We start from the raw sequence: 22771 nt of genomic DNA, 5'->3' as shown, positions 1-22771 counted from the left end.
ATCTCATCGCGCTTTAATGGATGTGCGCCTCATCCGAGACGCCGACATGCTCGCGATAGACCATCTCCCAGCCCTTCCAGCCGGTGAACAGCAGGATCAGGACCACGATGAACGATAGCGCGAGACCGGTCGGCACGATGGCGGAGGTGCCGTGCTCGAAGCGCGAATACCAGTTGTACAGCTCGATCAGCACCGCGATGACGTTGCCGCCGGCATGCTGCCACGCATCGGAAAGGTTGCGGACCTGATCGTCTCCGAGGAGATCGATCACGCCGGCGACGGCGGCGAGCGCGGCCATGATCAGGCCGATACCAAGCAGCCAGAGTGAGGCGCTGGCCCAGAAGTCAGTGCCCGTCTTCCAGAATGCGAGATCGGCAACGAAGGTCAAAACAAAGCATACGACCGGAAACGGAATAAGCATCGGATGGATAGGATGTCCCGCGACCTGCGCGGTTGATCTGGGGTTCGACATGGATCCCTCCTGAGGGCCATTTGATCCCTCAACATGGACCGCCTGTCCGGGTTCCTATTTCGCTGCAGCGCACCAGCAGTGCCGTCACCCCCGCAACAGCTTCATGGGATCCGCGACCTTCTGCTTCAGCTGGTCGAAGCGGCATTGCCGCGGCGCCTTGTCCGGGCGCCAGCGCAGGATCGAGGTGCCGTGGCGGAAGCGGTCGCCGCTGAAATGATCGTAGCAGACCTCGATGACGAGCTTCGGCTTCAGTGGGCACCATTTCGCCGAGCGTTCGGTCGACCAGCGGCTCGGCCCGCCCGGCGCGTTCCCGGTGAAGCCAGGCTTGGCGATCAACGGCTCGAGGCGGTCGGTGAGCGCCGGCTTGTCCTGTTGCCTGATGGCGGAGGTGAAGCCCACATGGTGCAGCAGGCCGTCATCGTCGTAGAGCCCGAGCAGCAGCGAGCCGACCACCTTGCGACCGGCGATCTCGTTGGTGGCGTAGCGGAAGCCGCCGACCACGCAATCGGCGCTACGGAATTTCTTGATCTTCTGCATGCCGTCGCGATTGCCCGCCTGATAAGGCAGGTCGACGCGCTTGGCGATGACGCCATCCGAGCCGCCGCCGGATTGCGCGAGCCATTTCCTGGCAAGCGCGTAGCTTGTCGTCGCCGGGGACAGCCGAAAGCTGGAATTGGATTTCAGTTGCGACCTGGCGAACGCCTCGAGCTGCGGTCGTCGTTCGCTCAAGGGCTGACCGGAAAGCTTCTTCCTGGCTGGCGCGGCCAAGAGATCGAACGCCAGAAACAAGGCCGGCGTTTCCTGTGCGAGCCGCATCACCCGGCTGGCGGCAGGGTGAATGCGCTGCAGGAGATCGTCAAAAGAGAACGTTCGGCCGTGCGGCACCACGATCTCGCCATCGAGCACGAACGATCCGCCTTCAGCTTCAGCGCGGCGGTGACGATCTCGGGGAAATAGCGCGCAAGATCCTCGCCGGATTTCGAGCGCAGATCGACGTTGCCGCCCTCGCGCGACAGCAGGCAGCGGAAGCCGTCCCACTTGGGTTCATATTGCCATTCCTTGCCGCGCGGGATCTCGTCGACCGAACGCGCCTCCATCGCGACGAGCGGCGTGGACCTGGAAGCGGGCTTCTGACGCGGTGAGGGCAAGTGCGGGGACCTTCAAACGCAACACACACGGTCCCAACGCAAACGGCCGGCGAATCCGCCGGCCGTGCACGAATTTATTAATCAGAAGGAGCAGGATCAGACCGCGGAGGTGATCCACTGCTGCAGCTTCGCCTTGGGCGCCGCGCCGACCTGGCGGGAGGCCATCTCGCCGCCCTTGAAGATCATCAGGGTCGGGATCGACATCACGCCATATTTGGAGGCGGTCTTCGGGCTCTCGTCGACGTTGAGCTTCACGATCTTGACCTTGTCGCCCATCGCGCCGGCGATCTCGTCGAGGGCGGGCGCGATCATGCGGCAGGGGCCGCACCATTCAGCCCAGAAATCGACGACCACGGGGCCGTTCGCCTTGAGCACTTCGGTTTCGAAATCAGCGTCGGAAACCTTGCTAACGGCCATGTGTGTACCTCGTTCGGTTGGGACAAAAGGGCGCGGTTGAGAATCGCGCCCGGGAGCATGGGGCAAACGTATGAATGCCCCCTTGCCGGGTCAAGCTTGCTCACGCCGACATGAACTTATGCCAGGGCGGCGTCCAGCGCGGAGGCGGAAATCTCCATGATTTCAGTCGTTTCGGTCCAGAGCAGGGCGGCCCGCACGGGCCGCTGGGGATAAAGCCTGGCGAGTACCGCACGGTACAGCGCGAGCTGCCGGACATAGCCCCGCGGCGCCTCGGCTGCGGTCCTGGGCGGGGCATGGTTGGTCTTGAAATCGACGATCAGGACGTCGGTCGGCGTCACAACCAGGCGGTCGATCTGGCCCGAGACCAGCGCCTTCGGCTGGCCTGGCCGCTCCAGCCGCCCGACGATCGAGACTTCCGCGCGGCTGCCGGGCGCGAACACGGCGGCAAAGCGCGGATCGGCGATCAGGCCGAGCACCTGATCCGCGAGCACGGCCTGCTCCTGTTCGCTCCAGCCGTCGGCATTGCGCGCGAGGTAGCCGAGCGCGGCGCTGCGCCGCCGCTCGAGGGCCACGTCGGGCAGGGATTGCAGCAGACGGTGCACCAGCGTGCCGCGTTGCAGGGCGCGGGCACGCAGCAGCACCGATTCGCCGGTTCGGATCGGATGGCTGTCGTCATCAGCCGGATCGGACGGGCGCAGCATGCTCGCCGCTGATGCTTCCGGTGCGGCCGCAGCACGCAGCCAGGACGGCAGCTCGATCGGCACCGCGGCCGCTGACGCAGCCGCGCCGGCGAGATCGGCGACGTCATCCGGCCGCGAATAGCGCATCACCTTGCCGCCGGGCGTCTCCAGCTCCTCGAGCTTGAGCCCGGAATTGGCGAGTCCCTTGGTGATCAGATCGTACCAGGACGATTTGCGCACCGTACTCATGTTGCCGGGCATGCAGCCGCCGACGATCAGCCGGTCGGCCGCGCGCGTCATCGCGACGTAGAGCAGGCGGCGATACTCGTCCTCGGTCTCCTCGAGCATCGCCTTGCGCGCCTCGGCGACGCCGGGCGGATCCTCGGCCTTCTTGCCGGCCCACACCACGACCCCGGGCGCGTTCGGCGCGGCATTGCCCTGCGGCAGATGGATCAGCCGCAGCCGCTGCGTGTCCGACGGCGAGGTCGTCGTGTCGACCATGAACACGACGGACGCCTCGAGCCCCTTGGCGCCGTGCACGGTCATCACCCGCACCTCGTCGCGCGAGATCTCCATGTCGCGCTTCACCTCGGTGTCGGCCGAACGCAACCAGGCCATGAAGCCCTGCAGCGAGGCCGGCGCCTTGCGCTCATAGTTCAGCGCCAGCTCCAGGAATTCGTCGAGCGCATCGTTGGCCTCGTGGCCGAGCCGGCGCAGGATGCGCGCGCGTCCGCCGTCGCCGCCGAGCAGCCAGGCATAGAAGGCGAACGGCGTCTCCTGGGTGAAGCGGCGCTCGCATTGTTCGAGACGCCGCAGCGCGGCCGCGAATCGCTCATCCGTCGGTGCCTGCCCGGCCAGTGCGTCGCGCAGCGAGCTGCGACGCTCGTACGCCAGCTTGAACAAATCGTCGTCATCGAGCCCGAACAGCGGGCTCTTCAGCGCCACCGCGAGTGCGAGATCGTCCTGCGGCAGCAGCAGCGCGTCGGCAAGGTTCATCAGGTCGGTGATGGCGATGTGCTCGGTGAGCTTCAGCCGGTCGGCACCGGCGACCGGAATGTTGGCATGCTTCAACGCCTGGATCACGGCGTCGAAGGCGTTGCCGCGCCGGCGCACCAGGATCAGCATGTCGCCATAGCTGAGCGGCCGCCGCCCGCCGGCGCTGCCGGTCATGGTGCCGCTGGAGACCAGCCGCTTGATCTCGGTCTGGATGCGGCGGGCGAGCTTGACCTCGGGACTGGTGACGGCGACGCCGTCAAACGGGGCGCGCCAGCCCTCGATGTCCTGCCTGTCGTCGGCCTCGGCGAGGTCCCACAGCTCGATCAGGCTGGGGCCCGCATCGGCCATCGCGTTGTGGATCGGGTAGCCATTCTCGACCGCATGAATGCTACGAAAGATGTCCTGCTCGCGGAAGACGTGGTCGACCGAGTGCAGGATCGTCGCGCCCGAGCGGAACGAATAGGTGAAGGCGACCGGATCGAATTTCAGCCCGGCCGCGGTGAACTTGCGATGCAGCTCGCGCCGGCGCGCATCGAACTCGTGAGGCGCCGCGCCCTGGAACGAGAAGATCGACTGCTTCTCGTCGCCGACCGCGAAGATGGTGCGGTTCAGCCCCTCGCGCGCGCCTTCGCCGGCGGTGAATTCGGAGATGATGTGCGCGACGATGTCCCACTGCCGGGGGCTCGTGTCCTGCGCCTCGTCGATCAGTACGTGGTCGACGCCGCGGTCGAGCTTGTAGTGCACCCAGCCCGAGGCGACGCGATCGAGCATCGCCAGCGTCTTGTCGATCAGGTCGTCATAGTCGAGCAGCCCGCGCTCCTGCTTCTCGCGGCGGTAATTCGCTGCAGCGGCGGTCGCGATGTGCAGCAGCGCGGCGGTGCGGTCGCGCGCGACCACGGCGCGGCGGCGTTCGATCAAGGGACCGAGCCGATCGATCTCCGCCTCGACCCGATGGCCCGCGACCGAATTCTTCTTGATGAAACTGTTGGTGACGACAGACGCACGCGGCGCGCGGTCGTCGGTGAGGAAGACGCCGAGATATTCGTCGACCTGGGCTGCACCGGTGAAGGTCAGCGCGCTCCGCAGCCGTTCTGCCTGCTTCTGATCCGCCTTGCTGCTGGTATCGAGGAGCGTCGCCATCTCCTTCCAGCCCGAGCGCGGCAGATTCGGACCGTCGACGATCTCGCGCTCGACATTCTCGATGCGATCGTCGGCGGAGACGCCGAGCGCCGCCGACATCTGCGCGGCGGCGGCCGCGGCGCTGCCCGCGGTGTCGGTCCAGGCCATGAAGTGATCGCGGCTGAGGCACGCCTCGCGCACGACTTCCTTGAAGGTGACATCGGCGGCATTTGCCATCGCCGTCCGCAGCGCGCGGCCGATGGGGCTGTCGGGAATCCGCGACGCTTCGAGGAACACCGCGAGATTGGCGCGCTCCATCATGTCGGTCTGGTCGCGCTCGTCGATCACGGCGAAGCGCGCCGGCACGTTGGCCTCGAACGGAAACTGCTGGAGCAGGCGGGTGCACAGCGCGTGGATGGTCTGCACCTTCAGCCCGCCCGGGGTCTCCAGCGCGCAGGCGAATAGCTTCCGTGCCTCGCGCCGCAGCTTTGCGCTCGGATGCGGGATGCCGACGGCGCGGATCGCGGCATCGAGCCCGGCATCATCCAGCGTCACCCAATGCCCGAGCGTGGTGAACACACGCTCGGCCATGTTGGCGGCGGCGGCCTTGGTGAAGGTGATGCAGAGGATCTTTTCCGGCGGCACGCCCGACAGCAACAGGCGGATCACGCGCTGCACCAGCACATGCGTCTTGCCCGAGCCGGCATTGGCCGAGACGAAGGCCGATGCAGTCGGATCGGACGCCCGCGCCTGCCGCGCGCGCACCTCGTCGGGGATGGGGCGCGGCGCCTTCACCATTCCTCGATCCCCAATCCTCCGGCGGCGGACCATTCCTTGATCCGGGCGAGGTCGTCATAGGTGCCGTAGCGGTTCGCCCACATCGGCAGATTCAGCGAGGTATAGGCCTGGCTCTCGTCCTCGAAGGCACGGATCAGCGCTTCCAGCTTGCGCCGCGCGCTGTCGGCGGCCTCATCGGGCGGCTGCGGCGTGTCGTTGGTCTTGATCTTCAGCTCCAGCGAACGCTGCTCGCCCGGCGGGTTGTTGCCGCTCAGCCTGACATAGACGAGGTCGCCGACCGAGGAGTCGGCCGGGATGTCGGGGAAGCCGCCCTCGCGCAAAATCGCGGCTTCCAGCGTGAGCTGCGGTGACAGGCCCATGCGGACCTGCTTGCCGGTCGGCGGCTGCCCGGTCTTGTAGTCGAGAATGGCGTAGCCGCCGCCCTGGCGGCGCTCGATGCGGTCGGCGCGCGCGGAAAGGATGAAGGTCCTGGCATCGTCGAGCGGGATACCGATCTCGCCGCGGATCTCGGCCTTGATGGCCTCGATCTGGCCGCGCCGGGCCTGCTCCCATTCGGCAAACCATCCTGCGATGCGCTGGAAGCGCGGCCACCACAGCGCCCGCGCCTCGGGCCGCTCCATCAGCGGCGCAAAATATTTGGAGCCGATCTCGCGCAGCGTGCGCAGGGTGTCGGCAGGCAGCGCGTCGGCATAGACCTGCGTGAACTCGCCGAGCGCATCGTGAATCGCCGAGCCGCGGTCGGCAGCCGAGAGCGGCATGTCGACCGGATCGAGCGCATCGAGCCGCAGGATGCGTTTGGCGTAGATCGTGTAGGGATCGCGCAGCCAGTCTTCGATTTCGGTGACGGACATCTTGAGCGGCCGCGTCGCGCGCGGCGGCCGCGGCTCCGGCTGCGGGATCGGCTCGACCTTGTCGGGCCGGTCGAGCTCGGCGGCATATTGCACGTAAGTTTCGCCGGCCGATGTCGCGGCCCTCCAGCGCGCCTCGCCCGCAACGGCTTCGAGCCGATGCAGAAAGCGCGAGGCGACCGCCGGCGCGCCGCCGGCCTTGGCGGAATGGGTGAGGATCACCTCGCCGCCGCCGAGCAGTTGCGCGAAGTCATGGGCGGAGAGGCCGATGCGGCGCTCCGGCAGGTCGAGCCCGAGCTCGTGCCGCATCGGCCGGCTGAGCCAGGGATCGATGCGCGGCGCCGGCGGCCAGACACCTTCGATCAGACCGCCGAGGATGACGCGATCGGATTCGGTGAGACGGGCTTCGAGCTGGCCGAAGATGTTGAGCTGCGCGCGCGCCGCTTCCGGCCGCCGCACCATGCGGTCGGCGAACGCGGTCTGGAACACCTCGGGATAGTCGGCGAGCGGCGTCATCAGCCCGCTCGGCTGCTGCTTGGCGAGCAGCTCGTCGAACGCGGACGCCAGCGACGCACCGGCGCGCTCCTCGAACGCGACAGCAACGCCGTTCTGATCGCCGGACAGCGCAATCAGGGCCTCGCGGTGGCGCGCGGCGAGCTCGGCGAAATCATAGGGTTTTGACGACGCCATGCCTTCGAGCGGCGCCAGCGCCGCCTGCAACTTGGCGATCAGGTCCTGCGCCCGGTTGAGTTCGTTGTCGCGCAGCCGGGCGCGCGGCTCCATCGCGTGCAGCGACGAGGTCTCGCCGCCGTGCAGCTTGATCAGTTCGGCGCGGAAGCGCGCGAAGTCGCGGGCGAGGCCGGCGGTCCCGGCTTGCGGCCGCGTGCCGCGCAGCAGCGCGATCTCCAGCACCTCGATCGCGCGCCGCAGCGCGCCATGCGAACGGCCGAGCCGGCATAACGGATGCTTCAGCATCGCCAGCAATGTCGGCGGCTCCAGCCCCTTCGTCGCCGCCTCCGCGGTCAGGCGGGCGAACACGCCGGCCGGTGTTTCCATCAGCACATCGCCGCCCGAATCGTCGAAGGCGAGGTCCCATCGGGTCAGCGCCGCCATCACCCGCCGCGCCAGCGCGCGGTCGGGCGTCACCAGCGCCGCCGATTTGTCGAGATGCCGCGCCTCGCGCATCGCAATGGCGATCGCGAGCGCTTCCATTTCAGGGTTGGGGGCTTCGACGACAGCGAGGTTGGTCATCCCGGCGGAAATCCGCGCCACGATCTCCGGCCGTTCCAGCCGGTCGTGCCACTGCGCCGTTGCGGTCGAGGGACGCATCGTCTCCGACACCAGCACCTCGCGGCCGAGCGGCGCCGGGTCGGCAAGGCTCTCGACATCGCGACGCTTGATGCCGAAGCGGTCGAGCAAGGCGTGCATCGCGAATTGCGGATGGTTCGACGAGGGCGGCGTTACGAACCTGCCGTCGTCGCCGCGCTCGCCGCCGATCGTGTCCCAGCTGCCGTCGTCGAGATCGGTGTCGAGGCCGGGCAGCACCACCGCGCCGTTCGGCAGCTTCGCCACCACGTGCAGGAATTTCGCCGTCGCCGGCATCGAGCCGGTCGAACCGGCGGCGATCACCGGGCCCGCGTGGTGCGCGGTCAGCCGTTTGGCTTCCGCCGCGATCAGGAGATCGCGCCGCGCGGCCGGCTCGATCCGGTTGATCTCCGCGAGATGATTGGGCCAGGCGATGCGCGCGATGCGCAGGAATTCGAGCGAGTGCTGCCAGTACCGATCGAGCTGGTCCGGTACCAGTCCATCGAGCGCGCTCCAATCGACTCCGCGCGTGACCATGTCGTCGATCAGGCGCGCGAGATCGGATGCAAGCGCCAGCGTCGAGGCCGGCCCGCCGACCACCAGTGGCGCCGACACCGGCGTCTTCGCCCAGGCCGCGACAAGATGCGCCAGGGTCAGCCGGCGCTCGAGCTCGCCGAGCCTTGGCGGGATCTCCAGCGGCGCGGCGCCGCCGACGTCCTCGCTTTGGTCGGCGAAGGCGAGCTCGTCCTCGTCGATGTCGCCGAGCGCGACGATGCGCGGCAGCACGACCGCGTCCGACTCGAGCACATCGAGGAAGATTTCCCGCGCCAGCCGCCCTGCGCGGCGGGTCGGCAGATACAGCGTGGCGTTGGCGAGCCTTTCCGGATCGTTCTGCGCCTCGAATCCCGCGACCAGCCGGCCATCGACCAGCGCCGAGATGACGGTCCGCAGGAACGGCGCAGAAACGGGAACACTGAAGACGCGCATGGGCTGCCTGATTCGAATCCGGCGCCAATATAGGGAGCGGCGGCCGTCGTTAGCCACCCCTGTCGGAGAACCGTCACCGCTCAATATCGCAATCGGCCGGCGCAGCGATCGGCGGCATCCAGGAACCAGCGCAACGCCGGATCCTGGGCGGCGCGGCTCGTATGAATCAGGTCGATCGCGAAGGCGGGGATGTCGATCGGCGGCGCGACGACGGCAATGTCGGCCAGATGCGTGAAGCGCCGGGCGACGCGCTCGGACATCGTGGCGATCAGGTCGGTGCCGGCCACGGCGAACGGGACGGCCACCACATGCGCGAGCGTCACCGCCACCCGTCGTTTCAGTCCATGGCGCGCCAGCAACGCGTCGATCACGCTCGGCAGGCCGTCGCCGCCGGCCGCCGAGAACAGCGCGTGCGGCAGGGTCGCGTAATCTTCCAGACTCAGGCGCTCCGATCGGTTCGTGCGCGCGGTATCGCGGACGCAGACAAAGCGTTCCTCGAACAGCCGGTGCCGGACACAGCGCGGCGACTCCGGCAGGTGCCCGCCGATCAGCGCATCGAGTTCTCCGCGCTCCAGCTTCGCCAGCGCCACCGTCGCGTCGGTGAGCGGGCGCACGGCAAGGTCAATGCCGGGCGCTTCGATGCGCAGCAGCCGGGTCAGTTCCGGCACCACAACGAGATCGCCGTAGTCGGTCGCGGCGATGGTGATGCGCCGTCGCGCGATGGCCGGATCGAAGCCCTGATCGGGCACCAACGCGCTCCGGATTTGTCGCAGCGCTTCGCCGATCGGCCCGGCCAGCGCCAGCGCCTTTTCGGTCGGCTGCATGCCCGCGCCGGCACGCAGGAACAGTTCGTCGGCAAACAGCGCACGCAGCCTCCGCAACGCGCTGCTCATGGACGGCTGGGCGAGCCCGATGCGCTCGGCCGCCCGGGTGACGTGGCGCTCCTCCATCAGCGCCTCGAAGGCGACCAGCAGGTTGAGATCGATGGCGGCTAAATTCATTGTAGCAATAGTGTATATAACAATAATCGATTTCAACAATGATTTGCTCCGGCCTATGCTCGTTGGCCGGACATGACGACGGGACCCAGGAATTTGGCGAGATTTGCGAGGCTGGTGCCGCGCGGGCCGACACTGCTGATCATCGGCGTGCTGGCAGGATTGGCTTTCCCGGCCTTGGCGGATGGCGTGCGCCCGCTGATGGCGGCGGCGATCTTTGTTCTGGTGCTCGGCACCTTCCTCCAGGTCGACGGGACGGCGTTCCGACGCGCGTTGCGGCGGCCGCTGGTCTGGCTGCTGTTGCCGGCGCTCGCCATGCTGGCGAGCCCGCTTGCAGTCGGCCTTGCCGCGCGCGGCGCCGGCTTTCGACCCGAGTTGATCGTCGCATTGGTGCTGTCGGTGTGTGCGCCGCCGTCGAGCGGCACGGCGGCCGTCGCGCGCATGCTCGGCTTCGACGCGACCATTCCGTTGGCCGTGACGCTGCTGTCGATGGCGCTCGCGCCGGTCACGGTGCCGCTGATCGCCGCGGGATTTGCCGGTCTCGCGCTCGATCCGCTGGCGCTTGCGACGCGGCTGGCGCTGCTGGTCGGCGCCGCCGGCGGTCTGGCGTTGCTGCTGCGCCGTCAGGCCGCTGCACGGTTGACGCAGCATGCACGCATCATCGACGCGCTCGTGCTCGCCTCGCTGCTGCTGTTTGCGATCGCCACCATGGCCGGGGTGCGCACCCAGATCGAGGCGCAACCGGCCGCCGCGTTCACCTGCGTCGGCCTTGCTTTCGCCTGCAATATCGCCCTGCAATTGTGTGGCGCGCTGCTCACGCCGGGCAATCTGGCTGCACGGCTGACCAGCGGCCTCATTCTCGGCAACCGCAATGTCGGACTGGTCTGGTCGGCGATGGGCGCTGCGGTGTCGCCGATGACGGCCTTGTTCTTCGCCGCGACGCAGTTTCCGATCTATATGACGCCGCGGCTGATCGAGATGCTTGTTCGCCGCGAGCGCAAGGAGAATGCCTCACCATGAGCGCGACGATCCTGACCGAAGACCTCGCCGTCCGCTTCGCGCGCATCGCGCTCGGCCATGTCACGCGCGAATATCCGAACAAGCCGGATCACGTGCTGGCGGGGCCGCAGGATGCGCGCACGCCGCGTGAGCTGCATCCGGTGTTCTTCGGCAGCTACGACTGGCACTCCTGCGTCCACAGCTACTGGATGCTTGCCCGGCTGCTGCGCCGCTATCCCTCATCGGAGGCGGCGGACGATATCCGCGCGCTGTTCGACGCGCAGTTTGTTGCTGAGAAGATCGCGGCCGAATGCAGCTATCTCGCCACCCCGACCGCGCGCGGCTTCAAACGGCCTTACGGCTGGGGCTGGCTGTTGAAGCTTGCGGCAGAGCTCTCGCTCCTCGAGAACACCAACTGGCGCGAGCGGATCGCTCCGCTTGCCGGGATTTTCGCACAGCGTTTCCGCGATTTCCTGCCGCTCGCCACCTATCCGGTGCGGGTCGGCACCCATTTCAACACCGCGTTCGGGCTGCGCATGGCGGCCGACTACGCCGCAGTGACACAGGACGATGCGTTCGGTGCGCTGTTGCGCGACACGGCGCTGCGCTGGTACGGCGCCGATCAGGACTGCCCCGCCTGGGGTGAGCCGAGCGGCGACGACTTCCAGTCGTCCGCGCTGATCGAAGCGGAGTGCATGCGCCGGCTGCTGGCGCCGGGCGACTTCCTGCCCTGGTTCGACCGCTTCCTGCCGCGGCTCGAACTGCGCGAACCAGCAACCCTGTTCCGGCCCGCCACGGTCACCGATCGCACGGATGGCAAGCTGGCGCATCTCGACGGGCTCAATCTCAGCCGCGCATGGTGCTGGCGTTCGCTGGCCGGCACGTTGCCGGCGGCCGATGCCCGTCGTCCGATCCTGCAGGATGCCGCGCGCCGTCATCTCGACGCCGGCCTGCCGCATATCGCCGGCGACTATATGGGCGAACACTGGCTTGCAAGCTTCGCGGTGCTCGCGATCGACGCCGAGGGCTGACGACGACGGGTGCCGCCTACGCGACGCTTTCCAGGTAGGCTTCTTCCGCGGCCTGGATCGCGTCTGGAGTGCCGACATGCATCCAGACACCGTCAAGCCGCAGGCCGAACAGCCGCTCCTGCTCGTTGGCGCGATCGAACATCTTGGTCAAAGAGAACTCGCCGGCCGGCGCGTCGGCGAACAGCGCAGGCGACATGATCGCGGCGCCGGCATAGACGAACGGCACCACCTGGTGCTCGCGCCGCTTGCGCAACGCGCCATCCGGCAACATCGAATAGTCGCCGCGGCCGCCATAGCCGATGCTGGTTGCTGTCGGCGCCATCAGCAGCAGGATATCCATCCGCGCCGGGTCGAAATTTTCAGCGAGCCGCGTCAGGTTCGAACGCACGCCATCGATCCACAGCGTGTCGGAATTGACATGGAAGAACGGCGCGTCGCCGAGCAGCGGCAGCGCCTTGACCACGCCGCCGCCGGTGCCGAGCACCTGGTCGCGCTCGTCGGAGATGGTCACGCGCGGATGGCTGCGGGTCTTGACGTGCTCGATGATCTGGTCGGGCAAATAGTGCACGTTCACGACGGCTTCGCTGACGCCGGCGCCGGCGAGCTTGTCGAGCACGTGGTCGAGCAGCGGCTGGCCGGCCACCGGCACCATCGGCTTCGGCATCGTGTCCGTCAGGGGGCGCATGCGCAGGCCAAACCCTGCGGCGAGCACCATGGCTTTATGGGGAGTGACGGGCATCTTCCGGATATTCTCGGTCATCATCTCTCATGCGCCGATCATATCACGGCGATTCGGCAAGCACATCAATCAGACGCCATAGTCACGAGACATGACGGCCGTAAGACGGCAATGACGACCCTGGCCTAGACGTCGGCAGCTTGCGTGCCGCGTCTGGCGGTTTTCTTCTTCTTGTCGCCTTGTTTGAGGAAATTGACGCCGATCTGGTCGCCATTGACCCAGGCAAGCTCACAGCGCCGGTACGCCAGCCCGGTGGACGACAGCAGGAGAAAGAATTCCTTCAGATGGAGCCCTTCCACCGAGCCGTCGATGGTCAGCTTGGCGCCGCTCTCGGAGACGTCCTCCATGGTGCAGTCGCGCCGCCAGGTGCCGTCGATTCCCATGATGTGCGCCGCTATGCCGCGCTCAAAGGTGACACGATCGCCCTTGCGTCGTTCCGTCCCCATCGTGTGGTCCCGCTCCAGATCCGGCCGCGCCATGGATCAGGTGCGGGCTCGGCAACCTTAGGGGACCCGAGGCTAATAACCCGTAAACTACGGTACTGGAGGAGGGACGTTGGCTGTGTACCAGATGCGGAAGCTGGTCAGCGCGGGATGCGCCAGCGAGCGCTGGAGGTAGGTCCAGATCCGCGGCTGGTGACGCAGATAATGCGGCTTGCCGTCGCGGCGGTTGAGCCGGGCGAAGGTGCCGAGCAGGCGCGTGTTCCGCTGCGCCGACATGATGGCGTAGAGCTCGGCAAAGCCGGCCGCATCGAAGCCTTCATCGGTCGCGCGCCGCGCCTTGATGTAGCGGGTCAATAGCGACAACTCGAGCTGCTCGGGCACATCGATCCGGGCATCCTGCAGCAGCGACACCACGTCATAGGCTGCGGGGCCGAGCAGCGCGTCCTGGAAATCGATGATGCCGACGCGCAGGATGCCGGTGCGTTCGGCAAGCCAGATGATGTTCGGCGAATGGAAGTCGCGGATCACCCAGGTCCGCGGCGCGGCTGCGGGCTTCTCCAGCAGGCCGCGCCACATCCCGAGAAATTCGGCGCGAAGCTCCTCGCTCGGCTGCACGCCGCGGTCGGGCAGGTACCATTCAAGCATTAGCCCGATCTCGATCAGCCAGGCGTCGATGTCGAACACCGGGATGTCGTAGCTCTCGTCTGACGTCAGCGGCAATTGCTCCGGCAGCACCTCGCGGTGCAGTGCCGCCAGCATGTCGACGGCGGCCTCGTAACGCTCGGCGATCGGCTGCGGTGGATCGCCATCGATGACGCTTTCGGCGCCGAAATCCTCGGTGATGAGGAAGCCGGATCCGAGATCGATGTGGCGGATCGCGGGCGCGGAGAAACCATGCTTGCGCAGGCCGTTTCCGATCGCGACGAACGGCCTGACGTCTTCGGCGAGATGCACCGCTGCGCTATAGGACTGGCCGCTGTAGATCGCCGGGCCGTCGGGACGGCGCGGCGAGTTCATCAGGATGACGGTGCCGTCGTCGTTGCGCAGCCGTGCATAGGAGCGTGTCGAGGCATCGCCCGGCATGCGTTCGCGCCGGGCATTGAGAAAGCCCGCGCGATCGAGGAACTGGCGCAGCTCGTTGAGTCGCGCGACCTTCGCTGCGCCCTTGCCATGGCCGGTGATCTCGGCCGCGCGTGCCGCCGATCCGAGCGCCGGGCGATGGCTGAATGCGATATCGATGCGGTTGGCGGGCATCGCGTCGGGCGCGCGCTCCGGCCACTCGATCAGCGCCACGACGTCGTCGGGGAGCGGCGACAGGCCGATCTCCTCGAGCTCGCTCTCGTCCTCGACGCGGTAGAGATCGGCATGCATCACCGGGAAGGGCGGCAGCTCGTAGCCCTGCACCAGCGTGAAGGTCGGGCTCGGCACTTCCAGCGTCTCGTCGCCGGCGAGGTAGCGGATCAGGCTGCGTGCTGCCGCAGTCTTGCCGGCACCGAGATCGCCGGTGAGGGTGATGACGTCACCGGGGCCGACCAGCAGCGCGAGGTCGGCCATCAGCTCTGCTGTCGCGGTCTCGTTCGCGAGTGCCACCGAGAATGTCGAGGTCGCCGTCATTCGGCGGCGTCGCGATGCGCCGCCTGGTCGGTCGGGAAATCGCAGATCACGACCGTGCCTCGGCCGACGATCGAATCCACCCGCACCTTGCCGCCATGCAGCTCGACGAAGGAGCGCACCAGCGACAGGCCGAGCCCGGCGCCGCGGTGACGCGAGCCCTGCGAGCGGCTTTCGAACCAGTTGAACACCTTGTCCCGCATCTCGGCCGGAATGCCGGGGCCGGCATCGGTCACCGCAAACACCACGCGGTGCTCGGTGCGGTGCGCGCTGATCGTGACGGTGGCATCGTGCGGCGAGAAGCCGACCGCGTTGGCGAGCAGATTATACAGCACCTGCACCACGCGCCGCTCGTCGCCGACGAAGGCGCCGATGTCGGGCTCGATATCGACCTTCAGCGTGATGCGGTCGGTCGCGAGGCGATCCTGGATGCCTTCGGCCGCGGCCTCGATCGCCTGGCCGATATTGACCGGGCCGAGTTCCAGCTTCATCGCGCCGGCGTCGATGGTGGCGAGATCCAGGATGTTGTTGGTGAGCGCGAGCAGCGCATTGGTCGATTTGGTGACGTAGTCGAGATATTCGGCCTGCTTCGGCGTCAGCGGCCCGGTCGAGGGATCGCTGAGGAAATGCGCAAAGCCGATGATGGTGGTGAGCGGCGAGCGCAGCTCGTAGGAGACGTGGTGGACGAAATCCACCTTCATCTGGTCGGCGGCCTCCAGCGCCTCGTTGCGCTCGCGCAGTGCGCGCTCGACGTTCTCGGTGTCGGTGATGTCCTGGAACGTCAGCATGGTGGCGCCGTCGGGCAGCGGCCGGATCATGCCGTCGAGCACGCTGCCGTCCTTGCGCTCCAGCTTCAGCGGCACGTCGGCGCGGTTTTCGATCGAGGTGATCGATTCGCGCAGCGTGCGCCAGGTCAGGGCGTCGTCGAACAGCGGCCGGCACAGCGCTTCCACTGCCTCGATATGCGGCTCGCCCTGCAGCGCGTCGGCCGGCAGCTTCCACATCTTGGCGAACGGCGGGTTGAACAGTTCGGCGCGTCCGTTGCTGCCGAACACCGCCACGCCCTCGGCGAGGCTGTCCAGCGTCTCGCGCTGAACGCGGATCAGGCCGTCGAAGCGGCGGGCGAGGTCGAGGCTCTCGGTGACGTCGTCGAACAGGTAAGTGACGCCGCCTTCGGGGTTCGGCGTGGTGACGACCGAGAGCGCGCGGCCGTCGGGCAGGAACCAGGTGTCCTTGGCAGTCTCGACCGCGCGATAGGCTTCGTGCAGCTTGGCCTTCCAGGCGCGGAAATCCGGCTGCTCCGGCAGCTTGCGCGCGGCGCGGAGCTGGTCGAGCACGCTGGAATCGTCAGGGTTGGCGTCGAGGAAGGTGCGGTCGAGGTCCCACAGCCGCCGATAGGAATCGTTGTAGAAGGCGAGCCGCCGGTCGGTATCGAACACCGCGACGCCCGAGGACAATTGGTCGAGGGTGCGCCGGTGCGCTTCGACCATCCGCGCGATCGCCGCGCGCAGCGCCGCAGCTTCGCTGGCGTCGATCGCAATGCCGGCGCTCCCGCCGGAGAGCTTGAGCGCCTGCACGTCGTAGATCCGCCGCTCGCCGCTGACCACGATCGGCAGCCGCGCGGCATAACTGGCATTGTCGTTCAGCGCGCGGGTCAGCTCGCCGCGCTGGTCGCTTTCGAGCAGTTCGAGATTGCGCTGCAGCGCGTCCGACACGCTCTTGCCTTCGGTGGCGCGGACATAGGCCGCGTTGGCATAGCGCAGGTTGCCCTCGAGGCTCTTGGCCCAGATCGGCCATGGCGCGGCGGCGGCGAAATCGCGCAGCAGCTCGGTTTCCTCCTGCAGCGTCTTGAAGCGCAGGTTGGACTCGGCGAGCTCGCGGCGCAGCCCGCCGAGCTCGCGAATCCGGACGATGGCCTGGCCGCCGATGGCGCGGCCGATCGCCTCGATGGCGCGGCCGGCCGAGGTCGAGAGGTTGAGCAGGAATGCCTCGCCCTTCTCGCGCAGCGCATCGACCGCGTGATCCATCTGCAGCGCCGGCTCGGGCGGCAGCCAGGTTCCGAAGGCGAGGACGCGTTGCGGCGAGCCTTCCTGCGACATCACCAGCGAGATGTCGCCCGAGATCTGCGGCCGGTTGTCGCCCGCGGCCCAGGAGATCAGGACCTGCGGCTCGACGAACAGCAGCGCGCGCAGCCGGTCCGATTGCGCCTGCAGGTCCGTGATCTCGGACTGCAGCTGCTCCTCGTTCCTCGTCGCGCGCACGCGGGTGCGCATCAAGAGGATCGCGGCGACGGCCGAGAAGCCGACCAGCGCAAGCGACGTCGCGAGGACCGCGACCTCCTGGTGATTGAAGCCGAAATGATCCGACATCGCCTGGGCGACCGGGCTCTCGGCGGCAAACGAGGCGCGGGCCGGCAGCAGTGCGGTGATGGCGAGCCCAATCATGCCGTCGCGCGCCAGTGAGGTGCATGACAGCAGGGTTCGACGCATTGCCGCGACTACGCCCGACATATGTTGCCCCAGAACGCACAAACCCCAGGCATGATCCGGAAAAGAGGAGACCGGTGTTCCCTCACGGCAAACGTACAACGTTTGTCCGCCGATCATGCCCAAGCAGGACCAGTCAGCCCGACGAAGACCCCCCGTCGCGCTCGAATCAAAACAGAATAGTCCCAACGGGACTCGGCGAGTAAGAGTCCAGACCGTGAACGCAGAATCCCCTGTGAAAAAATGCGGCCGGGTGGGGCGGATTTTACGCGAATTGACCCCGTAGTCGTGCGGAGAGCGCATGAAGCGTGATCTCCCGAGGCTCGTCCGCACACTTCGCGCGCTAGCGTCCGGTCGAGCCGAAGCCGCCGCCGCCGCGCCCGGTCGCCGATAGCACGTCGACCGGAGCCAGCTCGGCCCGCGTGACCGGCGCGATCACCATCTGCGCGATGCGCTCGCCGCGCCGGATCGAAAACACCTCGTGGCCGTGGTTGATCAGGATCACCTTGATCTCGCCGCGGTAGTCCGCGTCGATCGTGCCCGGCGAGTTCAGCACGGTGACGCCGTGCTTGGCGGCAAGCCCCGAGCGCGGCCGCACCTGCGCCTCGTGCCCCGGCGGCAGCGCGATCGTCAGTCCGGTCGGAACCATCTCGTAGCGGCCCGGCAGCAGCAGCAGCGGCGCCGACCGCGGCACCGCCGCCAGCAGGTCGAGGCCGGCCGCGTCGGCGGTCTGATAGATCGGCAGCAGGAGATCTGCGCCATGCGGCAATTGGTGGACTTCGACCTTGATGGTGGCGCTCACGATGCGGTTCCTACGGCTCTTGCGATGCGCGACACCAGCGCGGTCGCGACTTCCTCCTTGGTCATGACAGGCCAGGAGTCGACGGTGACGTCCTTGCCCTCGCGCGAAAGCAGGTGGACGGTGTTGCGGTCGCCGCCCATCACGCCGGTCGCCGGCGACACGTCATTGGCGACGATCCAGTCGCAGCCCTTGCGCGCGAGCTTGGTCTTGGCGTTGTCGATGAGATGTTCGGTCTCGGCGGCAAAGCCGATCACCAGGGGCGGGCGCTTGTCGGTCAGCTTCGAGATCGTGGCGAGGATATCGGGATTCTCGATCAGCTGAAGCGGCGGCATGCCGGCCGCGGTCTTCTTCAGCTTCTGCTCGCCCTCGTTGGCGACGCGCCAGTCGGCGACCGCCGCGGCGAAGATCGCGATATCGGCGGGAAGCGCGGCCTCGACCCGGTGCAGCATGTCGCGCGCGGACTCCACGCGCATCACCGAGATGCCCTGGGGATCGTCGAGGTCGACCGGGCCGCTCACCAGGATCACCTCGGCGCCGGCGGCCTGCGCGGCGGCGGCAATGGCAAAGCCCTGCTTGCCGGAGGAGCGATTGGCGATGTAGCGCACGGGGTCGATCGGCTCGTGCGTGGGACCCGCGGTGATCAGCACGCGCTTGCCGGCGAGCGGCCGCGGCACCGGCGGCCGCAGCATGCGGTCAGCAGCGGCGGCGATCTCGGTCGGCTCGGCCATCCGCCCGACGCCGGCCTCGCCGGCTTCCGCCATCTCGCCCGCGTTGGGGCCCACGGTATGGACGCCGTCGCGGCGCAGCTGCAGCACGTTGCGGCGGGTGGCCGGATTGCTCCACATCAGCGGGTTCATCGCTGGCGCCAGCAGCACCTTGCGGTTGGTCGCGAGCAGGATGGCGCTGGCGAGATCGTCGGCGTGGCCGTTCGCCATCTTCGCCATCAGGTCGGCGGTCGCCGGCGCCACAACGATCAGGTCGCAGTCGCGCGCGAGGCGAATATGGCCGGCGTCGAATTCGCTCTGGGGGTCGAACAGGTCGGTGTAGACGCGCTCGTGCGAGAGCGCGCTCACCGCCAGCGGCGTCACGAATTGCTGGGCCGCCTTGGTCAGCACGCAGCGGACCTCGATGCGCCGCTCCTTCAGCCTGCGGATCAGGTCGAGCGACTTGTACGCCGCGATCCCGCCGCCGATGATCAGGGTGACGCTCGGCTCTCCGGCCGCGCCGGCGGCCCGTGGAACAGGGGCGGCAACCGTCGCGGAACCCGCCCCAAGCGTCTCTGCGGGCCCCGTACCGCCGTCCGCGAGCTCCCGCAGGATGACCCGGACCTCTTCCTCGACCGACCTGCGGTTCTTGGCCGAGCGCAGCCGCAGATAGGCCTTCAGCGTATCGTCGAGTTTGCGGATGGTCAGGCTGGCCATGGCGTGCCCTCAGGCATCATGCTCAATCAAGTGTGATAGCGATGCTATCACATGGTGCATGCATTGCAATCAGTGCGCCCGGATGGCGAAAAAGATCGCGATGGAGGCGATCGCAATGACCCAGAGGCCGACGGTCTGCACCCGCGCCTTGCGGGCCTCGGCGCGGGCCATTTCGTCGATCGAGTCCGACGACAGCATGTGGCCCTCCCGCGTCATGGTCTCCAGCTGCTCGAGCACGGTCACGGCGCGGCTGGCGATCGACGGCAGGTTGGCGAGGATGCGGCCGAGCTCGCCCGCGCCCGATAGCGCGCCCTGGATGCGGCCGGCCGGGCCGAGATTCTGCGTGATCCATTCGCGTACCACGGGGTCGGCGATCTTCCAGATGTCGAGCTTGGGATCGAAGCCGCGGGCCACGCCCTCGACCACCACCATGGTCTTCTGCAGCAGGATCAGCTCGGGCCGCGTGGTCATGTCGAACAGGCCGGTGACCTCGAGCAGCAGCGTCAGCAGCCGCGCCATCGAGATCTCCTCGGCGGTGCGGTTGTGAATCGGCTCGCCGATGGCGCGGATGGCTTGCGCGAAATTCTCGACCGAATGGTGCGCGGGCACATAGCCCGCCTCGAAATGCACCTCGGCGACGCGGCGATAGTCGCGGGTGATGAAGCCGAGCAGGATCTCGGCGAGGAAGCGCCGCTCCTTCATGCCGAGCCGGCCCATGATGCCGAAATCGACAGCGACGAGCCGGCCGGCGTCATCCAGGAACAGATTGCCCGGATGCATGTCGGCGTGGAAGAAGCCGTCGCGCAGCGCGTGCCGCAAGAAGCTCTGGATAATCTTGCGGCCGAGGTCGGGCAGGTCGACCTGCGACTCAGCAAGGCGCTTGTGGTCGTTCAGCGCGATGCCGTCGATCCACTCCATCGTCAGCACGTTGTGCGTGGTGCGGTCCCAATCGACGGTCGGCACGCGGAAATCGGGATCGTCGCGCGTGTTCTCTGCCATCTCCGACATCGCGGCGGCTTCCAGCCGCAAATCCATCTCCATCGCGACAGAGCGCGACATCGTGTTGATGACCTCGATCAGCCTCAAGCGCCGCGCCTCGGCGGAATGCGCCTCGGCCTTGTGCGCGACAAAGAAGAAGTCGCTGAGGTCGCGGCGGAAGCGCGCGGCGACACTGGGCCGGAGCACCTTGACCGCAACCTGCTGCCGGACGCCGTCGCGCTCGATTTCGCCGCGATGCACCTGCGCGATCGAGGCTGCGGCAACCGCAGGGCCCAGATGCACAAAGGCCTGCGCCAGCGGCCGTTCCAGCGACGTCGCGATGGCGGCCTCGGCCTCGTCCTGCGGAAACGGCGGCAGGCGATCCTGCAGGCTTTCGAGGTCGCGCGCCATGATAACGCCGACCACGTCGGGACGCGTCGCCAGGAATTGTCCGAGCTTGAGATAGGCGGGTCCGAGCCGCGTCAGTGCGCGCGACAACCGCGGACCTGACTTGGCCGAGCGGCGCTCGATCAGCCGCGCCAGCTTCAGCGCGAGCTGCCCGGGCGGCGGCACCAGCGCGGGATCGACCGAGCCGAATACGCCCTCACGCGCGAACACGAACGCGGCGCGGATCAGGCGCGTCATGTGGGTGATGGCAGAGATCACAAACGCCAGCCCGAATGCAGTGCCACGATGCCGCCGGAGAGTGTCTGCCAGCTGACGCGGGAAAAGCCGGCCTCGCGGATCATGTCGGCGAAAGCGGCAGGCTTCGGAAACTTGCGGATCGATTCGACGAGATATTGGTAGGATTCGGCATCGCCCGTGACCATGCGGCCGAGCGGCGGGATCACCTTGAACGAGAACAGATCGTAGAGCCTGTCGAGCCCGGGCATTTCGACGGTGGAGAACTCCAGGCAAAGGAAGCGGCTGCCGGGCCTCAGCACGCGATAGGCCTCGCGCAGCGCCAGGCCGATCTGCGGCACGTTGCGAATGCCGAAAGCGATCGTATATGCGTCGAACGCGCGGTCGGCAAAACCCAGCGTTTCGGCGTTGCCCTCGACGAACGACACGCGGTCATCGAGATGCTGCTTGGCGGCGCGTTCGCGGCCCACGGCCAGCATATCGGTGTTGATGTCGCAGACGGTGGCATGGAAACCCGCACCCGCGGCCTTGGCGGCGCGGAACGCGATGTCGCCGGTGCCACCGGCAACGTCGAGCAGCGCGAACGGCCGGTCGCCCCGGGGCGGATCGAGCGCCGTGATCATGATGTCCTTCCAGACCCGGTGCAGGCCGCCGGACATCAGGTCGTTCATCAAGTCATAGCGCGACGCCACGCTGTGAAACACATCGTTCACCAGCGTCTGCTTGTCGCCCAGGGGGACGTCCCTGAAGCCAAAATGCGTGGTTTCGCCCGGCCGATCCATTAACTCATACTCTTACCTTTTGGTCGCGTTTTCTTCACGCGAACCGGTGCCCATCCCGTATCAAGTACGGGACAGGCTTCGCTCGAAAACGCTCCAGCCAGACCATAGCGCGCCCGCCGCAATGGCGCTATCACACCGCCCTCATAAGGTGAATGCCTGACCATGCCTGAATTGCCCGAAGTCGAGACCGTCCGCCGCGGCCTTCAGCCGGTGATGGAGGGGTCCAAGATCCTCAAGGCCGAGGCCCGCCGCAAGGATTTGCGGTTTCCGTTTCAAAAAGACTTTATCGCCCGGCTCGAGGGCCGGACCATCACGGGGCTCGGCCGCCGTGCAAAATATCTCATGGCCGATCTCGGCTCCGGCGACGTCCTGCTGATGCATCTCGGCATGTCGGGCTCGTTCCGCGTGCTGAAGCAGGACGGCGCGGCGACGCCGGGGCAATTCCACCATCCGCGCAGCGAGGATCGCGCGCATGATCACGTCGTGTTCCACATGTCGTCGGGCGCGGCCGTCGTCTTCAACGATCCGCGCCGCTTCGGCTACATGAAAGTGATCGCGCGCAATGCGCTCGACGACGAGCCGCTGCTGCGCGGGCTCGGACCCGAGCCGCTCGGCAACGAATTCGACGCCGCGATGCTGGCGCACTCCTGCGCCGGCAAGACCACCAGCCTGAAGGCCGCGCTGCTCGACCAGCGCGTCGTGGCAGGGCTTGGCAATATCTATGTCTGCGAGGCGCTGCACCGCTCGCATCTGTCGCCGCGCCGGATCGCCGCGACCTTGTCGACGAAGTCCGGACAACGCAAAGGCGTCGCCGGGGGCGAGCCAACGGACCACGCCAAGCGGCTAGTCGACGCGATCCATTCGGTGCTCAACCAGGCGATCAAGGCCGGCGGCTCCTCGATCAGCGACCATCGATTGACCAACGGCGATCTCGGTTATTTCCAGCATTCGTTCCAGGTCTATGACCGCGAGGGCGAGACGTGCCGTACGTCCGGCTGCGAAGGCATCGTCAGGCGTTTCACCCAGAACGGCCGTTCGACGTTCTGGTGCCCGAAGTGCCAGAAGTAAC

At 67.3% G+C, this 22771-nt stretch carries 16 protein-coding genes and 1 pseudogene; 3 read left to right on the top strand and 14 right to left on the bottom strand.

Features of this window, described 5'->3' with window-relative positions:
- Positions 1-13 precede the first annotated feature (13 nt).
- From RX327_RS00425 to RX327_RS00400, 6 genes and pseudogenes are all read right to left on the bottom strand, one after another.
- Entirely contained in the window at positions 14-472 is a 459-nt protein-coding gene (locus RX327_RS00425; protein ID WP_050383451.1) for a DUF2231 domain-containing protein, read from the bottom strand.
- 84 nt (positions 473-556) lie between these two features.
- A pseudogene (locus tag RX327_RS00420) lies at positions 557-1569 on the bottom strand (ATP-dependent DNA ligase).
- A 147-nt stretch (positions 1570-1716) separates the two neighbouring features.
- Complete coding sequence (trxA, locus tag RX327_RS00415; protein ID WP_074121876.1) at positions 1717-2037, bottom strand: thioredoxin; 321 nt, start codon at positions 2035-2037, stop codon at positions 1717-1719.
- Positions 2038-2153: 116 nt separating this feature from the next.
- A complete protein-coding gene (gene addA / locus RX327_RS00410) occupies positions 2154-5630 on the bottom strand; it encodes a double-strand break repair helicase AddA (RefSeq protein ID WP_317249125.1) in 3477 nt (1158 codons plus the stop codon).
- The gene (addB, locus tag RX327_RS00405) at positions 5624-8770 is read right to left on the bottom strand and encodes a double-strand break repair protein AddB (protein ID WP_317249124.1); all 3147 of its coding nucleotides are present in this window, start codon (positions 8768-8770) and stop codon (positions 5624-5626) included. The genes addA and addB overlap by 7 nt, the downstream gene beginning before the upstream one ends.
- 80 nt (positions 8771-8850) lie before the next feature.
- Positions 8851-9810 (bottom strand): LysR family transcriptional regulator, encoded by a 960-nt coding sequence (locus RX327_RS00400; protein WP_244481772.1) that lies wholly within the window; start codon positions 9808-9810, stop codon positions 8851-8853.
- Between the two features lie 54 nt (positions 9811-9864).
- On the opposite strand from RX327_RS00400, the gene RX327_RS00395 reads away from it, so the two are divergent.
- Together RX327_RS00395 and RX327_RS00390 are read left to right on the top strand one after the other, a co-directional pair.
- Entirely contained in the window at positions 9865-10788 is a 924-nt protein-coding gene (locus RX327_RS00395; RefSeq protein ID WP_244481771.1) for a hypothetical protein, read from the top strand.
- Complete coding sequence (locus RX327_RS00390; RefSeq protein ID WP_050383446.1) at positions 10785-11798, top strand: DUF2891 domain-containing protein; 1014 nt, start codon at positions 10785-10787, stop codon at positions 11796-11798. The genes RX327_RS00395 and RX327_RS00390 overlap by 4 nt, the downstream gene beginning before the upstream one ends.
- Positions 11799-11814: 16 nt before the next feature.
- On the opposite strand, the gene RX327_RS00385 is transcribed toward RX327_RS00390, so the two are convergent.
- From RX327_RS00385 to ubiE, 8 genes are all read right to left on the bottom strand, one after another.
- On the bottom strand, positions 11815-12537 hold the full coding sequence (locus tag RX327_RS00385; protein WP_317251421.1) for a nucleotidyltransferase family protein: 723 nt from the start codon (positions 12535-12537) through the stop codon (positions 11815-11817).
- 125 nt (positions 12538-12662) lie between these two features.
- Positions 12663-12983: a PilZ domain-containing protein gene (locus RX327_RS00380; protein ID WP_317249123.1), complete on the bottom strand. Its 321-nt coding sequence runs from the start codon at positions 12981-12983 to the stop codon at positions 12663-12665.
- 87 nt (positions 12984-13070) lie between these two features.
- Positions 13071-14594 carry a tRNA (adenosine(37)-N6)-threonylcarbamoyltransferase complex ATPase subunit type 1 TsaE gene (gene tsaE, locus RX327_RS00375; RefSeq protein ID WP_317249122.1) on the bottom strand — a complete coding sequence of 508 codons (1524 nt, stop codon included), beginning with the start codon at positions 14592-14594 and terminating at the stop codon, positions 13071-13073.
- Positions 14591-17101 carry a sensor histidine kinase gene (locus tag RX327_RS00370; RefSeq protein ID WP_317249121.1) on the bottom strand — a complete coding sequence of 837 codons (2511 nt, stop codon included), beginning with the start codon at positions 17099-17101 and terminating at the stop codon, positions 14591-14593. The genes tsaE and RX327_RS00370 overlap by 4 nt, the downstream gene beginning before the upstream one ends.
- Positions 17102-17420: 319 nt before the next feature.
- The gene (dut, locus tag RX327_RS00365) at positions 17421-17879 is read right to left on the bottom strand and encodes a dUTP diphosphatase (RefSeq protein ID WP_317249120.1); all 459 of its coding nucleotides are present in this window, start codon (positions 17877-17879) and stop codon (positions 17421-17423) included.
- Positions 17876-19300 (bottom strand): bifunctional phosphopantothenoylcysteine decarboxylase/phosphopantothenate--cysteine ligase CoaBC, encoded by a 1425-nt coding sequence (gene coaBC / locus RX327_RS00360; protein WP_317249119.1) that lies wholly within the window; start codon positions 19298-19300, stop codon positions 17876-17878. The genes dut and coaBC overlap by 4 nt, the downstream gene beginning before the upstream one ends.
- 69 nt (positions 19301-19369) lie before the next feature.
- Positions 19370-20944, bottom strand: a complete 1575-nt coding sequence (gene ubiB / locus RX327_RS00355; protein WP_317249118.1) for a 2-polyprenylphenol 6-hydroxylase — start codon at positions 20942-20944, stop codon at positions 19370-19372.
- A complete protein-coding gene (gene ubiE, locus RX327_RS00350) occupies positions 20941-21702 on the bottom strand; it encodes a bifunctional demethylmenaquinone methyltransferase/2-methoxy-6-polyprenyl-1,4-benzoquinol methylase UbiE (RefSeq protein WP_317249117.1) in 762 nt (253 codons plus the stop codon). The genes ubiB and ubiE overlap by 4 nt, the downstream gene beginning before the upstream one ends.
- 162 nt (positions 21703-21864) lie before the next feature.
- Between ubiE and mutM the strand changes: the two genes are divergently transcribed.
- Positions 21865-22770 carry a bifunctional DNA-formamidopyrimidine glycosylase/DNA-(apurinic or apyrimidinic site) lyase gene (gene mutM, locus RX327_RS00345; RefSeq protein ID WP_317249116.1) on the top strand — a complete coding sequence of 302 codons (906 nt, stop codon included), beginning with the start codon at positions 21865-21867 and terminating at the stop codon, positions 22768-22770.
- The last annotated feature ends 1 nt before the right edge of the window (position 22771 follow it).

Origin of the sequence: Bradyrhizobium sp. BEA-2-5, assembly GCF_032918025.1 — a bacterium.
Classification (GTDB): Bacteria; Pseudomonadota; Alphaproteobacteria; order Rhizobiales; family Xanthobacteraceae; genus Bradyrhizobium; species Bradyrhizobium pachyrhizi.
Note: the sequence above shows the minus strand (reverse complement) of the source record. Positions and strands in the feature narration are given on the sequence as shown.

What these genes read in the sequence shown, in the direction of transcription:
- RX327_RS00425 (WP_050383451.1), bottom strand. Translation starts at nt 472, where the DNA reads ATGTCGAACCCCAGATCAACCGCGCAGGTCGCGGGACATCCTATCCAT.
- trxA (WP_074121876.1), bottom strand. Translation starts at nt 2,037, where the DNA reads ATGGCCGTTAGCAAGGTTTCCGACGCTGATTTCGAAACCGAAGTGCTC.
- addA (WP_317249125.1), bottom strand. Translation starts at nt 5,630, where the DNA reads ATGGTGAAGGCGCCGCGCCCCATCCCCGACGAGGTGCGCGCGCGGCAG.
- addB (WP_317249124.1), bottom strand. Translation starts at nt 8,770, where the DNA reads ATGCGCGTCTTCAGTGTTCCCGTTTCTGCGCCGTTCCTGCGGACCGTC.
- RX327_RS00390 (WP_050383446.1), top strand. Translation starts at nt 10,785, where the DNA reads ATGAGCGCGACGATCCTGACCGAAGACCTCGCCGTCCGCTTCGCGCGC.
- RX327_RS00385 (WP_317251421.1), bottom strand. Translation starts at nt 12,537, where the DNA reads ATGCCCGTCACTCCCCATAAAGCCATGGTGCTCGCCGCAGGGTTTGGC.
- RX327_RS00380 (WP_317249123.1), bottom strand. Translation starts at nt 12,983, where the DNA reads ATGGGGACGGAACGACGCAAGGGCGATCGTGTCACCTTTGAGCGCGGC.
- tsaE (WP_317249122.1), bottom strand. Translation starts at nt 14,594, where the DNA reads ATGACGGCGACCTCGACATTCTCGGTGGCACTCGCGAACGAGACCGCG.
- RX327_RS00370 (WP_317249121.1), bottom strand. Translation starts at nt 17,101, where the DNA reads ATGTCGGGCGTAGTCGCGGCAATGCGTCGAACCCTGCTGTCATGCACC.
- coaBC (WP_317249119.1), bottom strand. Translation starts at nt 19,300, where the DNA reads ATGGCCAGCCTGACCATCCGCAAACTCGACGATACGCTGAAGGCCTAT.
- ubiE (WP_317249117.1), bottom strand. Translation starts at nt 21,702, where the DNA reads ATGGATCGGCCGGGCGAAACCACGCATTTTGGCTTCAGGGACGTCCCC.
- mutM (WP_317249116.1), top strand. Translation starts at nt 21,865, where the DNA reads ATGCCTGAATTGCCCGAAGTCGAGACCGTCCGCCGCGGCCTTCAGCCG.